Origin of the sequence: Limnobaculum zhutongyuii, from assembly GCF_004295645.1 — a bacterium.
GTDB classification, from domain to species: Bacteria; Pseudomonadota; Gammaproteobacteria; order Enterobacterales; family Enterobacteriaceae; genus Limnobaculum; species Limnobaculum zhutongyuii.
In genome coordinates, this window is the sequence record NZ_CP034752.1 from 3,718,328 (window position 1) to 3,734,691 (window position 16,364).

Sequence of the window (16,364 nt, forward strand, 5' to 3'; positions counted from 1 at the left end):
GATTAAAAGATAACAGCTAAGCAGTATACGCGATGATGGCAACCTACCCAACGATCAACATGGCTGCTATGATGAATTTAATCTGTGTTGACTAAAAATCATTCATTATCCCGGAGTTTGTATTATGGCTAAACGTATTGAATTTGCTGCAAATGGCGGTCCGGAAGTACTGAAATATGTCGATTTTACCCCCAAACAGCCAGCTGACAATGAAGTATTGGTCGCCAACAAGGCTATCGGTATTAACTATATCGATACCTATGTTCGCAGTGGCCTTTATCCAACCCCTTCTCTGCCATCAGGATTAGGTACCGAAGCGGCAGGTATTGTAGAAAAAGTAGGGGCTGGAGTAACACACATAAACGTTGGCGATCGGGTTGTCTATGCTCAATCCCCCTTAGGTGCTTATAGTGACTATCACTGCGTAGCAGCAGATAAAGTGGCTAAACTCCCGGATGCTATCTCATTTGAACAGGCGGCAGCGTCCTTCCTTAAAGGACTCACCGTCTACTATTTACTGCATATGACCTATCAGGTAAAACCGGGAGAAACGATTTTGTTTCACGCCGCTGCCGGAGGTGTAGGTAAAATTGCCTGTCAGTGGGCAAAGGCTCTGGGCGTTAAACTGATTGGTACTGTTGGTTCTGCCGGGAAAGCCGCACAGGCTAAACAAGACGGCGCATGGGCCACGATTAACTATCAGGAAGAAGACATTGCCAAGCGTGTTTCAGAACTGACCAACGGTGAAAAAGTGAACGTTGTCTATGACTCGGTGGGTAAATCAACCTGGCTTGCCTCACTGGACTGTTTGCGCCCACATGGGTTAATGGTGAGTTTTGGTAATGCTTCAGGTCCGGTTACCGGTGTAGATTTGGGCATTCTTAATCAAAAAGGTGGCCTGTTTGTTACCCGACCATCACTGGGCAACTACATCACCACAAAACAACTATTACAACATGCAGCCAACGAACTGTTTTCCATGATTGCCAGTGGTGCTATTAATGTGGATGTGGCACCTACGCAACAGTTCCCGCTTAAAGATGCAGTCCGAGCTCATCAGGCATTAGAAAGTCGGATAACCTCAGGCTCCAGCCTGCTGATACCCTGATGGATAAAGAATAACAACGCGCAATCATACTGACTAACGAATGGATATCCATAATGGGAATACAAGCCTGCTACATGGCCATTGATGAAGATGGCCTGAACCACCTGATAGATCTTGATGAGGTCGATCTGGTTGATGAACTGGAAGAGCTGGAAGAACACAACGACACGCTGGATATCTGGAAAATGTGGGATGGTTTGCATTTTATACTGACCGGCAGCTCCGCCAGCGAACCTCTGGAAGATGACCCGTTAAGCGATGCCATTGTTGGTATCCATATACTGGATGAAGAGAACTTTATTGCCGCCATCGGGAATAACGAGCTCCCTCCGGTCATTGCCGCATTGAAACAGCTCGATTTAGCCGATCTGAAATCTCGCTTTGATCCTCAACAATTCAATGACGCTGAGATTTACCCTAACATCTGGACTTCAGAGTCCAAAGAATCGCTGTATGCTGAATTAGAGCAGGCATTAACGGAACTGGTAAATTTTTACCAGCGCTGTCTGGATAATAATATGCATGTCGTTGTAAGTATTTACTAAGTTGTACCAGAGTGCGGTGCAAAAATGCGCCGCACTCACCTCTTGTTTTTCCTTTCGGAAAATAGCTAACAAATAAATTATTCCGCTTGACTTAGAGTGCACTCTAACCTTTAAGGTTATCCAACTCATCCGCAAAAGGCGTGTTATATGAAAATTGGCACACTGGCAAAAAAGACTGGCTTATCTCCCCATACGCTTCGCTATTACGAACGCATTGGCTTGCTTCCGGTTGTTTATCGGGATAGCAGCGGACAAAGAGATTACGACCAACGAGTGCTGGACCGCCTTGAGTTTCTCAGCAAATTGAGGACCACAGGAATGCCTCTGCGCGATATGCAACGGTATGCAGAGTTGGTAACCCAAGGTGATAGCACTGCCGATCTGCGTCGACAATTGCTGGAGCAACACCGCCTACAGGTTCGAAATCGACTGGCAGAATTACAAAGCTGTCTGCTGGTGATTGATAAAAAAATTGATGGTTACTGCAACAGCAGTCACACGATTACTGATACAACAGGAGATCCCAAATGAAATACGTCCGTTTTGGTTCCACAGGTATGAAAGTCTCCCCTATCTGCCTGGGTTGTATGACCTATGGCAGCCCGGAATGGCGGGAATGGGTACTGGATGAAAATGGTACTCGCCCCTTCATCAAAAAAGCGCTGGATCTTGGCATCAATTTTTTTGACACCGCGGATATGTATTCCCGTGGCGCCAGCGAAGAAGTTTTAGGTAAAACGCTGTTGAAAATGGTTCCTCGCGACGACGTGGTTATTGCCAGCAAAGTGTTTAACCCAATGAGCGATAACCCTAACGATCGTGGCCTGTCTCGTAAGCATATTTTGAAAAGTATTGATGCCTCACTGAAGCGTCTTGGAACCGATTATCTCGATCTGTATATCATTCATCGTTTCGACCCGGAAACGTCGATTGAAGAAACCATTGAAGCACTGGATACCGTGGTACGCTCCGGCAAAGCCAGATATATCGGTGCATCGTCCATGCATGCCTGGCAGTTTATGCGCATGTTATCCCTGCAAGAGCAGCATGGGCTGGCAAAATTCGTTTCAATGCAGAATCACTACAACCTGATATATCGCGAAGAAGAACGTGAAATGTTGCCGCTATGCGAAGAAATGGGCATAGCCGTTACGCCCTGGTCTCCACTGGCACGGGGCGTATTAACCGGCTCCAGGAAGAATCAAACTATTCGGGCCACTACCGATACGCCTGCACATAACTGGTATAACCATCAGGCAGAAGAAGATGCCATTGTTAACGCCGTAGAGCAGGTCGCTACTGCCCGTGGAGTCCCACCTGCACAGGTGGCTCTGGCCTGGGTGAGACATCGTAACGTGGTCACGTCACCCATTATCGGCGCTTCTAAACCGCACCATCTGGACGATGCCGTTGCTGCGTTATCATTAACGTTAAGTGATGAAGAAGTGGCTATACTGGAAGCACCATATCGCCCAAGAAATCTGGCGGGTCACGAGTAAATCGTTCGCTGAGAAAACTAAAAAAAGCCGCTTTGAAAGAGCGGCTTTTTTACTATTTAAAGCAAATTTAACTCTGTTTTCCCGTCACCATCGCCAGCGCCTGTCGCAATACGTCAACATCTGCACCTGCTTTATGAGCATTCTCACTTAAATGGCGGCGAAACTGACGGGCGCCAGGGATCCCCTGAAACAGTCCCAGCATATGGCGGGTAATATGTCCCAGATAGGTGCCTTTAGACAGTTCTTGCTCAATATAAGGGTACATCGCCTCTACGACGGCGGCAGCCTGAGGGATCTCCCGTTCAATGCCAAAAATCTCACTATCTACCTGCGCCAGTATGCCCGGATTTTGATAGGCTTCACGTCCCATCATTACGCCATCAACGTGTTGTAGATGTTCCTTTGCTTCTTCCAACGTTTTAATACCGCCGTTAATCGCGATGGTCAGATGAGGAAATTCTTGTTTCACCAAATAGATGCGGGAGTAATCCAGCGGAGGTATTTCCCGATTCTCTTTTGGACTTAAACCTGATAGCCAGGCCTTACGCGCATGAAGCGTGAAATTATCACAACCACCCTGTTCTGAAACAATAGTGATAAAACGCTGCAAAAACTCGTAGTTATCTGAATCATCAATACCAATTCGCGTTTTTACCGTTACTGGTATGGAAACCGCCTGTTTCATTGCGCTTACGCATTCCGCCACCAGCTCAGGTTCGGCCATCAAACAAGCGCCAAAACGTCCGTTTTGCACCCGATCAGAAGGGCAGCCCGCGTTCAGATTAATCTCGTTATAGCCTAATGCTTTTGCACGTTTAGCACATTCTGCCAGCGCCTGAGGCTCACTTCCGCCTAATTGCAACGCAACCGGCTGCTCCTGCTGGCTGTATGCCAGATAATCACCTTTACCAAACAAAATGGCACCCGTGGTGACCATCTCGGTATACAGCAGCGTTTGCCCGCTTAGCAACCGATGAAAATAGCGACAGTGACGATCGGTCCAGTCGAGCATTGGTGCAACGGAAAAGCGCTGCATAGGGTACTGTGTTGATTTATCAGAATTCATAAAGAAATTAACGGCTACCAGATAGTTTTCTTGATCGACGAACGCGATACCAGCATGAGGTTCGGCGGAATGATTAGCGGCATTTTACCATAGAAAAGGCGATTGTCGTTACCGCCTTCCCTCAATTGCCCGGTTAGGGATATGCTCTCGGCGTTCTTTATTAAGCATGATAGAATCATTAACAGGATTGTGAATAACAGAGATAACAATGAAATCAATCAATATTGAGTCTATGCTGACAAAAGCCCAGAAGTTGTGCGATCAGCGAGCAGTTCGCTTAACTCCCCAGCGGCGTCTGGCGTTGCGCTTAATGGCGGAGCAAAAGAATGCCATCAGCGCCTATGACTTATTGGATTTGCTGCGTATCTCGGAACCCCAGGCTAAACCCCCAACGGTCTATCGTGCACTCGACTTTTTACTTGAGCAGGGTTTTATCCATAAAATAGAATCCACCAATAGCTATGTTGTTTGCCACCATGTAGGTGAACCACTGCATACTTCCGCACTGTTTATTTGTGATAACTGTGGCTTAGTCACTGAACATCACGCAGAAGGAATCGACCAACTACTTAAAGAACTGGCAGAGAAAAGCCACTTCACTATTCAACATAGCGTACTTGAAACTCATGGCATTTGTTCGCAATGTGCTAATAAAGCAGGATAAAAGCAATATATTTTAAGGAATAAAAGAATAACTGTGATTGATTTACCTTGCTAATAGAGCAAGCTATATAAAACTACACTTACAAATAAGAATAAATGAATAAATATTCTTTATATCCACATACTAAATTCATAAAAAACCATAAATAAAACCAACATAACAACATGTTTTTAAAAACAATTAATATACATTAACATTCTTACAACGTTGAATCAGACATACATTAAGAATAATAAATAACACACTTTGTTATTCATTCACCTCAATTATCTTTTCTATTTTATTTTTCTTGCAAATAGAGTATATATTAGCAGCATATTTATAAGTACATTATCAGTAACACATCTTAATGATATAGCTATATATTGTTGGTTATTTTCCAGGGAAAACAAGATGAAGCAGTTTATATGGGCGCTTTTTGCTGTCGCAGGAACACTGGTCAGTGCTTCAGCCAGAGAAACGATGACGCCCATAACATTGACAACTGACGGTGAACAGCAAATTGAAGCTCAAAACTGGCGTGAAGTCACCGGACTTCCTGGCCAATTACCTGAGCGCTGGCAGTTTATTGAAACCGATTTATCCTCTATCTGGCTGCTAAAAAATTTGGATGACCCAAATTTGCTGGGGCGCATTTCAACACAAACCCTTGATGAAGGCATTCAACTCAAAGATGAAGTGGATTCCATCGCTGATAGCTTTAAATTTCAGTCGGTTGATATTACCCGCCGTACAGAAACCTATGGCGATATTGATACTGAGCAATTAGAAGTCAGCACCAAAGATGGAGAACAAGACGTCGCCGGTATCTTTGTGTTTATGAACTATCAGAACAAAATTTATACTATTTTGCTCACCAGCCATTCCAGCATTAATAAGCTCCAGCAGCACCGGCACCAATTGATGAATAATATTTTAGTAGCCAAAAGTGCCCCATCCGGTGCGTAACTGATGACTCATTCCGATCGATATGCTTCAGTAATCGCCATTAAAAAAGCGCCCTAAGGCGCTTTTTGGTTTCCTGCAATATCAGTTATCCGTTCTCACATCAGCTGATATCTGATTTTTAGATTTAATTACATCCAGTCGCCATTACGAATAACACCGACAGCAAGCCCTTCAATGGTTAAACTCTGCTCACGCAGATCAACCACGATGGGTGAAAACTCTTCATTTTCAGGGAGTAATTCAACTACGTTACCCTGTTTTTTCAGACGCTTAACCGTAACTTCATCATCAATACGCGCAACCACTACCTGACCGTTACGCACATCCTGAGTTTTATGAACAGCAAGCAGATCGCCATCCATAATACCAATGTCTTTCATTGACATACCGCTGACGCGCAGTAAAAAGTCAGCGTGTGGCTTAAACAGTGCCGGGTCTATCTGATAGTGGCTTTCCACGTGTTCCTGAGCCAGTAAAGGTTCACCTGCGGCGACCCGACCAATTAACGGGAGACCTGCATCTTCGGTTTCCAGAAGCAGACGAATCCCTCTGGAGGCCCCATTAATAATTTCAATTACCCCTTTACGGGCTAAAGCTTTTAAGTGTTCTTCAGCCGCATTGGGTGACTTAAACCCTAAGGTTTGGGCAATCTCTGCACGAGTCGGCGGCATCCCTGACTGATTGATATGGTCACGAATCAGGTCATAAATTTGTTGCTGTCTGGCGGTTAGTGCTTTCATTTCTCGATTCCCTTACCCTGTTTTTTTATACAGTTATGCTGTGAGTATATACAGGTATTCGCCAGATGAAAACCTTCATACTTCATATTTACGAGATATATCGAGAAAAATGACTCCAGAGCACAGAAACCCAGACAAACAGCGCCAGCAATATCATAATTAATACGGCAGCGGATCCCATATCCTTCGCCCGACCCGACAACTCATGGCGTTCGGTACCGATACGATCAACCACCGCTTCAATCGCGCTATTAATAATTTCAAAAGCCACAATCAATACCACAGAACCAATCAGTAAGATTCGTTCAATAATGGAAACATCCAGCCAACTGGCCAGAATGATAGCGACCACCAACAGCACAATTTCCTGACGAAAAGCAGCTTCATTTTTCCAGGTGGCCCGCAGACCACCCCACGAATACCCTGCAGCTTTAATGATACGAGTAAGTCCTGTCACCTGGTTCATTCACAATTCCTCAAGAAAATTCTACTCAATTTTAGCAATTATCATTCATCACATCATCACAGATCGCGCCGAGTTCTGGTATTCTGGCGACTCGTTATCTATATGAGGCTCGAAACATTTATGTCTGGTTGGCGTAAACTTTACTATAAGCTATTGAATATACCAATAAAAATGCTGGTTCGTAGCAAGTGTATTCCTTCTGACCCCATCGCTGAATTGGGATTGGACACCACTCGTCCAATACTATATGTCCTGCCCTATAACTCAAAAGCAGACCTGTTAACCCTACGTGCACAGTGTCTGGCTCAGGAATTACCCGATCCATTAGAACCTTATGAGATTGATGGTCAGCTACTGCCCCGCTATGTTTTTATTCATGAAGGACCGCGAGTATTCAGCTATTACGCCCCTAAAGAAGAGTCGATAAAGCTATTTCACGACTATCTGGACCTGCACCGTAATCATCCCGACCTGGATATCCAGATGGTTCCAGTCTCAGTGATGTTTGGTCGTTCTCCGGGTCGCGAAGGTCATGACAGCCATGAAGCTCCTCGCCTTCAACTGTTTAACGGTATCCAGAAGTTTTTTGTCGTGATGTGGTTAGGCCGTGACAGCTTTGTCCGCTTTTCCCAAACCGTGTCGCTACGCTATATGGCAGATGAGCATGGCACCGATAAGACCATTGCCCAAAAACTGGCCCGGGTTGCCCGCATGCACTTTGCCAGACAGCGTCTTGCCGCAACCGGACCAAAATTGCCGATGCGTCAGGATCTGTTCAATAAATTACTAACCTCAAAAGCCATTGAAAAAGCGGTTGAGGAAGAAGCGGCATCGAAGAAGATATCTCTGACGAAAGCAAAACAAAATGCTGTCGATATGATGGAAGAGATTGCAGCCAACTTTAACTATGAAACGCTGCGAGTGACTGACCGGGTGCTCAGCTGGACATGGAACCGACTCTATCAGGGTATTCATGTTCATAACGCCGAGCGAGTGCGTCAGTTGGCTCAGGATGGCCACGGCATTGTCTATGCGCCGAGCCACCGTAGTCACATGGACTATCTGCTGCTCTCCTATGTGCTTTACCATCAGGGGCTGGTACCACCGCACATTGCTGCCGGTATCAACCTCAACTTCTGGCCAGCAGGTCCTATCTTCCGTCGACTGGGTGCGTTCTTTATTCGCCGGACGTTTAAAGGCAACAAGCTCTACTCTACCGTGTTTCGTGAATATCTGGGTGAATTGTTCAGCCGGGGTTATTCCGTTGAATACTTTGTTGAGGGTGGGCGTTCACGTACCGGTCGATTGCTGGAACCGAAAACCGGCACGCTTTCCATGACTATTCAGGCTATGCTGCGCGGCGGTAATCGCCCTATTACGGTTGTGCCAGTCTATATCGGTTATGAACACGTAATGGAAGTGGGTACTTACGCCAACGAACTGCGTGGAGCAACCAAAGAGAAAGAGAACCTCTGGCAGGTAGTTCGCACCATGCGTAAGCTGCGTAATTTAGGATTAGGCTACGTGAACTTTGGTGAACCTATCCCATTAATGACCTATCTGAATCAGAATGTACCGAACTGGAGAGAATCTATCGATCCGATAGAAACGCCAAGACCAAACTGGTTAACACCGACAGTTAATCAGATTGCCGGTAAGCTGATGGTTAATATTAATAACGCAGCGGCGGCTAACGCGATGAACCTGTGTTGTACCGCGTTACTGGCCTCTCGCCAACGTGCCCTGACCCGCGAGCAACTGCTGGAGCAACTTGATTGTTATATCCAACTGCTACGCAACGTACCTTATGCCAAAGACGCGACCGTTCCATCCAGTACGCCAGAGCAGATGCTGGAACATGCGCTGAAAATGAGTAAGTTTGAGGTCGAGAAAGACAACGCCGGTGAGATCATTATATTAGCCCGCGAACAAGCGGTTCTGATGACTTACTACCGTAATAACATTCACCATATGTTAGTGTTGCCGTCGCTTATCGCCAGTATTGTGATGTATCATGATGGTATTTCTCGTCAGCAGATTATTGAGCAGATTTCACTGATTTATCCACTGCTGCGTGAAGAACTGTTTATGCACTACAGTGAAGAAGAGCTACCTGCAGTGATTGAGACCCTGATTGATGAGCTGGAACGTCAGAATCTGATTCGTCAACAGACTGAGGGGTTACTGGTGCTGACACCTTCCCGTATTCGTACGCTACAGTTACTGGCTGCCGGCGTTCGGGAAACATTACAGCGCTATACCATTACACTATCTTTACTGCGCAATAACCCAAGCATTAACCGCGGCATGCTGGAGAAAGAGAGCCGGTTACTGGCTCAACGTCTGTCTGTTTTACACGGTATTAATGCGCCAGAATTCTTTGATAAAGCCGTCTTCTCTACGTTGGTGGCAACACTGCGTACCGCAGGATATATCAATGATGTGGGTGATGCGGTTCCGGAAAACATGCAGGCCATGTATGACATGTTAACCCGCCTGATGACACCGGAAGTAAAACTGACGATTGAAAGTGTTACTGTCGCCACCGCTGAAAGTGAAACGCCAACCGAGTAACGGGTAAATTGCCAGCCTTTGGTATGGAGGCTGGCAGTCATCCCACCGGCATCAATCTAACCGTTTAAGTGAGAACCACAAAAAAGCCTGCTAATTAGCAGGCTTTTGTTCATTACGGATAAGGGGTAATTACCAGCCCTTCTCTTTAACTTTCTTAACAAAGTCCAGCGCTTTCTGCTGCTTATCTTTAGACAGCCACAGTAAGTCCATACCCGCTGCACTTACCGGAACCAGCCCTAAAGGAACCGCAACTGACATCCAGTTAACCGGATGGAAGATACCGCCCCAACCATTGATTGCGTAGTTTTCTACGTCAATCATATGTGGTGTACGCTCCTTAATACATTTTCTGAACTCGGCATAGCGTTCCGTCATTGGCGATTTATTCACTTCTTGCCACAGCGGAGTATCGTTACGAGTACAGTCATAATGCATACGCAGGAAGTCACGAATACCGTGCCATGAAGCCAGGTTAGCTTCGTTATACTCACGGATACTGTTCTCAGAGATAATCCCCTGGCTCGATACCAGCACCCGCTCAAAGTTACGCAGCTGTTCAATCATCTGACCAATTGAGGTTGCTTCCAGCGGCTCAACGAAACCAGAAGAGAGACCCAGAGACATAACGTTCTTAATCCACACTTGCTCATAGCAACCCGGATCAAAGCGAATAGTTTTATGAGGCTCAATTTCAAATCCGAGATACTTCTGAATCTCATCAATGGCATCAGCTTCGCTCTTATGTTTGCTGCTGAACACATAACCAGCACCAACACGAGTAGATAGAGGGATCTGCCACATCCAGCCTGCATCCATCGTGATTGCACGAGTAATCAGCATTGGATTTTTATTTGGGTGAGGCATATAGAATGGAATAGCGCTATCCATCAACAGATAGTCTTTAAACGTCTGCCAACGAGCACCAGGCATCTTCGCCATGACCTGACGGGTCAGACCACTGGAGTCGATCAGGAAGTCGAGCTCAACTTCGCCTTTCTCAGTGATAAGTTTAGTAACCAGCCCTTCTTCATTACGAACAAAGTCTTTAACCAGTACATCTTCATGCACCACACCACGAGACAGCGCCACTTTCTTCATGTATTTGGCAATTTTGTAGCTGTCGAAGTGGAAAGAGGTCACCAGATCGGTACGATCTTCATCTACTGCCTTAATAGCTTCTTCCATTGATGCATTATTTTTAATCAGTTGGAAGCCGCGAATCCATGACTCTAGCGGTACACCCTGATTAATTAATGCGGAATAATACGGCAGGAAACCGCCTTCAACCCACTGGGCACCTTCACCGCGCGCAGAAGTAAACAAATGGTAGAACTTGTCGTCAGCTTTACCAGTACGCCAACCTTCATAGCTGAAACCCCACTTAAAAGTAGCATCGGTCTCTGCCATAAACTCTTTTATGTCGATCTGGTTACGTTGCAGAGCGTCATAAATATTCAGCAATCCACCTTCACCTACACCTACAATACCAATCTGGCTGGACTCAATAACCCGAACTTCCACATTAGCACTAAAAATACGACGTAATGTCAGCGCGGCAAACCATCCTGCTGTTCCGCCACCAAGAATAACGATGCGCTTTGGCGTTCTCAAATTTAACATCAGCAACCTCTTCCTTTTTATGTTGATATCACTGTTACAACGAGTCTGGCGCTAAAAAATCGACCAGTAACTATCAGTTTTCAGGCTATTCATTGCACAAAAACAAATAATCAGAGCAACGCATGGCAATTAAAAACCAACTTATTTGCATTGCTAAATCATAAATAACAAAAAGAAAATATAAACGATATTTTCTTCGTCTGTTAACCGGGTGATTTTAGAAGGGAATATAGACAGGTACTGATTGAGTTATATCATTCATCCCTGAATCCACTGTTAACACAGATTCGAATGCTAACAGCGTTTCATAAGTAGATATATATCTTAAATCAATTTTTTTTCAGTTAAGATAAGGAGATACTCATCAAAAAACCAAGAAAAATAACAAACCCAACACAATTGTTATTCATGAAGGCTCTAAAACACTTATCTCTTTCTCTTTGATAAATAAGATTTTGTTGATATATAAATAATGCGCTGGCTAATAATAAAGACCAGTAAAAAAGAGAGCTTAAATTATTTAAATAACCTATCAGACATAATATTAGTACCGTACCTAATTGCAGCAGGCCAATAATCAGTTTGTCATAGTGACCAAAAAGAATAGCGGTTGATTTAATTCCGATTTTTAAATCATCATTACGGTCGACCATGGCATATTGCGTGTCATATGCAACCGTCCAGAATATATTGGCAAGTAATAACAGCCAGCAACTCAGTGGTAAAGCATCACTGACAGCGGCATACGCCATTGGTATTGACCAGCCAAATGCCATACCTAAAATGACCTGAGGCAAATGAGTAAACCGTTTCATAAAGGGATAGATCCATGCGAGGATCACGGCAGCAACAGAAAGTAAAATCGTCAACCGGTTTAACGTCAGAACTAATAAGAAAGAGATAGTCACCAGCGATAAAAATAGCACTTTACTCTCTTTCTCTGTCACCGCACCGCTTGGTAACGGACGATTACGAGTACGTTCAACATGTCCGTCAAAGTGACGATCGGCAAAATCATTAATCACGCATCCAGCCGCACGCATCAGAAATACACCGATGATAAAGATAAGCAGAATATAAACGTTCGGCGTTTCTTTCCCTGCAAGCCAGAGCGCCCAAAGCGTAGGCCAAAGCAATAACAGAGCCCCGATGGGTTTATTGATACGCATCAAACGGCAGTAAGCCAGCCATTTGCCTTCAGTCACATTTTCCCCCAATTAATATAACGGTGATGACGGTAAAAAAATCTCCGTCAGGAGCAGAGGCTTACCCGACAGGCGCAAACGGGAACGTCGCCCCCATAAACTATCCTGTAAAGATACCTGAATATAATCCCGCTCAAGTGCGGCCTGACTAAACAGGTAACGCCCAAGTGGAGTGTCTCCCAACTCAATCAGCTGTTGCTCAGGACCACTGAGTGTCTTTTCCGGAACCACGGTACGAGCCCATATCCATGGAATAGTATCACCAAACAGAAAGACTTCACGTATCCAGTAGCGTTTGTCTGTGGGTAATTCTGATTGCTCTTTGCCAAGTGAAGAGGCTGAAACATAGCCTTCAAACAGAGGTTGAACCGTCACTTTGTGGCAATAACGCTCACAGCGACGAGTCATGGAATCTTCTTCTAATAGCCAATCTGCAACCGGTTTACTTAACGAATTTTTTTGCGCCGAACACCAATCTCGAGTTTTCCAATTTGGTATCAATAGCGTTTCATTCGTCATCGTAACACCCTAAAATAGTAAGGCCTGATAACTAACAGGCCATAAGAACCGGGTGTCATTGTAACGTAAAATAGCCCCATGCAAACAGTGAAGGTTTCATTCCTGGAACTATTTTTTAACATTACGTCAATAAAACTGTCTAATTTCTACTCACGCTTTAGTCGATCGGTATTAGCTAAATACAGTGCCACGACTAAAACCAGAATGGCTCCAGAATAAATGAGGGTATCCATTGGGTCTTTATGGTCAACAATAATTAAGCGAATGATGGCTGTAATACCAATGTAGATAAAATAACGCAGAGGAAAATGGTAACCTGACTGGAAATACTTAATGATCAAAGCAATAAACTCAAAGTAGAGAAAATAGATAACAATGCCTTCAATCAATAAGTAGCTGGATGATTGTGCTGAATTAACAAACAACACTTGAATCAGGGCATAGGTCTCTTTACCAAGAAACACAATCAGAATTATCGCCAGTAACAACAGACCACAATTCAGAACCGTTTGCAGTACACGCGCTACCAGCGTTGCACGTTTAATATTTTCCAGCATGGTTCTCCCCTGTTTTCACGATTGGGCAGGGTCATTACCCTGCCCATTTTGCCCTGACGAATTAACGCCACTGCTTAAAGGTATTGATTAATCCATTGGTGGAAGAGTCATGGCTGGAGACCGCCTGGCTTCCTGCTAACTCTGGCAGAATGCGGTTAGCAAGCTGTTTACCCAGTTCAACTCCCCACTGATCAAAACTAAAGATATTCATGATAACGCCCTGAGTGAAAATTTTGTGTTCATACAGAGCAATCAGCGCCCCCAGACTATATGGGGTAATCTCTTTCAGTAAAATGGAGTTCGTTGGGCGGTTACCTTCAAACACTTTAAAAGGAACAATCTGTTCAAAATCTTCAGGCTTCTGACCCGCCTTAATAAACTCAGCGCGTACTTCTTCAGCGCCTTTACCAAAAGCCAGTGCTTCTGTCTGAGCAAAGAAGTTAGACAACAGTTTAGAGTGATGATCGCCTAATGGATTATGGCTTTGGGCAGGAGCAATAAAATCACATGGAATCATCTTTGTACCCTGATGAATCAGCTGATAGAAAGCATGCTGACCATTGGTACCCGGCTCACCCCAAATAATAGGGCCTGTTTGATAGCTAACCGCGTTTCCATTACGGTCAACATATTTACCGTTAGACTCCATATTCCCCTGTTGGAAATAGGCGGCAAAACGGTGCATATACTGATCGTAAGGCAGAATAGCCTCTGTTTCAGCACCATAGAAGTTGTTATACCACAGACCAATCAGCGCCAATGTTACCGGCAGGTTTTTCTCCACCGGCATATCAGCGAAATGGCGATCCATAACATGTGCGCCGCTAAGTAATTTCTCGAAATGATCAAAACCAACAGAAAGCGCGATCGACAAGCCAATAGCAGACCACAATGAGTAGCGACCGCCTACCCAATCCCAAAATTCAAACATATTGGCAGTATCAATACCAAACTCGGCCACCGCTTTAGCGTTAGTGGAAAGTGCCGCAAAGTGCTTAGCCACATCAGCCGGCTTTCCTGCACTCAGGAACCAGTCGCGAGCCGTATGCGCATTCGTCATGGTCTCCTGAGTTGTAAAGGTTTTAGAGGCAATCAGAAACAGGGTAGTTTCAGGATTTAATGTTTTAATGGTTTCCGCAATATGGGTCGCATCAACGTTAGAGACAAAATGCATATTCAGGTGATTTTTATAAGGACGTAGCGCCTCTGTCACCATATAAGGGCCTAAATCGGAACCACCGATACCAATATTCACCACATCAGTAATTGCTTTACCGGTAAAACCTTTCCATTCACCACTAATAATGCGTGAACAGAAAGACTTCATTTTAGCCAGTACCCCATTCACCTCTGGCATCACATCTTTACCGTCAACCAGAATTGGCGTATTAGAACGGTTGCGCAATGCAACATGCAGTACTGCGCGATCTTCAGTCCGATTAATTTTTTCACCACTGAACATTGATTTTATTGCGCCAGAGAGATCGGACTCTTTGGTCAGATTACGCAGAAGCTCTAATGTTTTATCTGTAATCCGGTTTTTTGAGTAATCAACCAACATTTGATTATCAAATGTCGCTGAAAAGTGTTCAAAACGCTGCTTGTCCTGAGCAAACAGATCACTAATAGTGACCTTTTTCATCTCATCAAAATGTTTTTCAAGTGCCTGCCACGCTGCCGTTTCCGTCGGATTAATACTTTTCATCATTGGGCCCTTATACATGAAATCAAGACAAAGATTAGGTTGTTTATACCCTGTCAGCCTGTAGTTAATGAGTGTTACCAAGCTAATGTAGCTTAGACAATTATCATCTCTCACCAATCAGATACTTTCTATTACCATAGCTGACAGGATTCAGCAAAATATTTACTCTCTAAATTATAGGCATAAATACAGATCGTATACCTATTATTACTATCGGCAATTATTTCCAAAAGCTGTCTGACTTAAACCGTTCATCCAGAAAATTTAACAACGTGCGCAGCGCTGCTGACATATGGTTACGTGAAGTATAAATGGCATAAATGGTCATTGGCTCTATTTCATACTCCGTCAAAATAGCCTCAAGCTGCCCGCTGGCCAGCTCATTCCTGACTAAATAAGCCGGTAACAACGTAATACCAACTCCGGCCGTAGCCGCATCTTTCAGCGCCAGAACCTCGTTGGCACTAATCCGTCCTTTTACCGGAATTTTAATCAACTCGCTCGTCACTGTCAGCGAGCGGAAAATCCAGCTATGGGCACTAAATTTGGCATGGGTCAAACAAACATGTCGGGATAAATCTTCAGGTCTCTGGGGTCGCCCCATCTTATCCAGATAATGTGGTGAAGCACAGGTTACGGAATGGCAAGTTGCCAGCGGACGCGCGATTATCCCTTGTTCCAGAGTATTGGTAATACGGATAGCTAAATCAATACGTTCATCCACCAGGTTCACTGTACGATCCAACAACTGGATATCAATACTCACTTGGGGATAACGTAAAGAGTATTCAGCTATCAAATTAGCCAGATAGGACTGGCTGAAAGATTGGCTGCAGGTAATGCGTAACGTTCCTTTAGGAACGGAAGAGTGGTCATGGCGAGTCGCCAACATTTTTTCCTGAATTTGTAGCATCTGGCGGCAATCAATAAGTGCCAGCTCTCCGGCTGATGTCAGACTAAGGCTACGGGTTGAACGGTGTAACAAACGTATCCCCAGCCAGCGTTCCAGTTCGGCCAGATAGCGGGAAGCCTTCGCCCGGGATAACCCCAGTCGCTCAGCGGCGGCCGTCAGGCTCCCACGATCCACCGATTCAACAAACACCTGCATAGCGGTTAATCGATCCATTTATTCGCTCAATTTTTGCAAC

The 16,364-nt window shown here is 44.8% G+C and carries 16 protein-coding genes; 7 read left to right on the forward strand and 9 right to left on the reverse strand.

What is annotated here, in order from left to right:
- Positions 1–124 precede the first annotated feature (124 nt).
- From EKN56_RS16575 to EKN56_RS16590, 4 genes are all read left to right on the forward strand, one after another.
- Complete coding sequence (locus tag EKN56_RS16575; RefSeq protein WP_130592803.1) at positions 125–1,108, forward strand: quinone oxidoreductase; 984 nt, start codon at positions 125–127, stop codon at positions 1,106–1,108.
- Positions 1,109–1,161: 53 nt separating this feature from the next.
- Positions 1,162–1,653 (forward strand): YfbM family protein, encoded by a 492-nt coding sequence (locus EKN56_RS16580; protein WP_130592805.1) that lies wholly within the window; start codon positions 1,162–1,164, stop codon positions 1,651–1,653.
- A gap of 147 nt (positions 1,654–1,800) precedes the next feature.
- Positions 1,801–2,184 carry a MerR family transcriptional regulator gene (locus EKN56_RS16585; RefSeq protein ID WP_130592806.1) on the forward strand — a complete coding sequence of 128 codons (384 nt, stop codon included), beginning with the start codon at positions 1,801–1,803 and terminating at the stop codon, positions 2,182–2,184.
- Complete coding sequence (locus EKN56_RS16590; RefSeq protein ID WP_130592807.1) at positions 2,181–3,152, forward strand: aldo/keto reductase; 972 nt, start codon at positions 2,181–2,183, stop codon at positions 3,150–3,152. Before EKN56_RS16585 ends, EKN56_RS16590 begins: the two co-directional genes overlap by 4 nt.
- Before the next feature lie 67 nt (positions 3,153–3,219).
- On the opposite strand, the gene dusA is transcribed toward EKN56_RS16590, so the two are convergent.
- A complete protein-coding gene (gene dusA / locus EKN56_RS16595; protein WP_130592809.1) occupies positions 3,220–4,218 on the reverse strand; it encodes a tRNA dihydrouridine(20/20a) synthase DusA in 999 nt (332 codons plus the stop codon).
- Positions 4,219–4,426: 208 nt separating this feature from the next.
- Here dusA and zur point away from each other — a divergent pair, with 208 nt between their 5' ends.
- Together zur and EKN56_RS16605 are read left to right on the forward strand one after the other, a co-directional pair.
- Positions 4,427–4,882, forward strand: coding sequence for a zinc uptake transcriptional repressor Zur (zur, locus tag EKN56_RS16600; RefSeq protein ID WP_130592811.1), 456 nt, complete (start codon positions 4,427–4,429; stop codon positions 4,880–4,882).
- Positions 4,883–5,275: 393 nt separating this feature from the next.
- On the forward strand, positions 5,276–5,830 hold the full coding sequence (locus tag EKN56_RS16605) for a hypothetical protein (RefSeq protein WP_130592813.1): 555 nt from the start codon (positions 5,276–5,278) through the stop codon (positions 5,828–5,830).
- A gap of 128 nt (positions 5,831–5,958) precedes the next feature.
- On the opposite strand, the gene lexA is transcribed toward EKN56_RS16605, so the two are convergent.
- Together lexA and EKN56_RS16615 are read right to left on the reverse strand one after the other, a co-directional pair.
- A complete protein-coding gene (gene lexA, locus EKN56_RS16610; protein ID WP_130592814.1) occupies positions 5,959–6,570 on the reverse strand; it encodes a transcriptional repressor LexA in 612 nt (203 codons plus the stop codon).
- An 88-nt stretch (positions 6,571–6,658) separates the two neighbouring features.
- Positions 6,659–7,036 (reverse strand): diacylglycerol kinase, encoded by a 378-nt coding sequence (locus EKN56_RS16615; protein ID WP_130592816.1) that lies wholly within the window; start codon positions 7,034–7,036, stop codon positions 6,659–6,661.
- Between the two features lie 120 nt (positions 7,037–7,156).
- Between EKN56_RS16615 and plsB the strand changes: the two genes are divergently transcribed.
- Positions 7,157–9,610 carry a glycerol-3-phosphate 1-O-acyltransferase PlsB gene (gene plsB, locus EKN56_RS16620; RefSeq protein WP_130592818.1) on the forward strand — a complete coding sequence of 818 codons (2,454 nt, stop codon included), beginning with the start codon at positions 7,157–7,159 and terminating at the stop codon, positions 9,608–9,610.
- 129 nt (positions 9,611–9,739) lie between these two features.
- On the opposite strand, the gene EKN56_RS16625 is transcribed toward plsB, so the two are convergent.
- From EKN56_RS16625 to EKN56_RS16650, 6 genes are all read right to left on the reverse strand, one after another.
- Complete coding sequence (locus EKN56_RS16625) at positions 9,740–11,230, reverse strand: tryptophan 7-halogenase (protein WP_130592819.1); 1,491 nt, start codon at positions 11,228–11,230, stop codon at positions 9,740–9,742.
- A 344-nt stretch (positions 11,231–11,574) separates the two neighbouring features.
- Positions 11,575–12,435 carry a 4-hydroxybenzoate octaprenyltransferase gene (ubiA, locus tag EKN56_RS16630; protein ID WP_407656492.1) on the reverse strand — a complete coding sequence of 287 codons (861 nt, stop codon included), beginning with the start codon at positions 12,433–12,435 and terminating at the stop codon, positions 11,575–11,577.
- A gap of 12 nt (positions 12,436–12,447) precedes the next feature.
- Positions 12,448–12,954: a chorismate lyase gene (gene ubiC, locus EKN56_RS16635; protein WP_130592821.1), complete on the reverse strand. Its 507-nt coding sequence runs from the start codon at positions 12,952–12,954 to the stop codon at positions 12,448–12,450.
- Positions 12,955–13,100: 146 nt separating this feature from the next.
- Positions 13,101–13,511, reverse strand: a complete 411-nt coding sequence (gene psiE, locus EKN56_RS16640; RefSeq protein ID WP_130592822.1) for a phosphate-starvation-inducible protein PsiE — start codon at positions 13,509–13,511, stop codon at positions 13,101–13,103.
- 61 nt (positions 13,512–13,572) lie between these two features.
- Positions 13,573–15,216 carry a glucose-6-phosphate isomerase gene (pgi, locus tag EKN56_RS16645; RefSeq protein WP_130593752.1) on the reverse strand — a complete coding sequence of 548 codons (1,644 nt, stop codon included), beginning with the start codon at positions 15,214–15,216 and terminating at the stop codon, positions 13,573–13,575.
- Positions 15,217–15,436: 220 nt separating this feature from the next.
- Positions 15,437–16,342 (reverse strand): LysR family transcriptional regulator, encoded by a 906-nt coding sequence (locus tag EKN56_RS16650; RefSeq protein ID WP_130592823.1) that lies wholly within the window; start codon positions 16,340–16,342, stop codon positions 15,437–15,439.
- Positions 16,343–16,364: the final 22 nt, after the last annotated feature.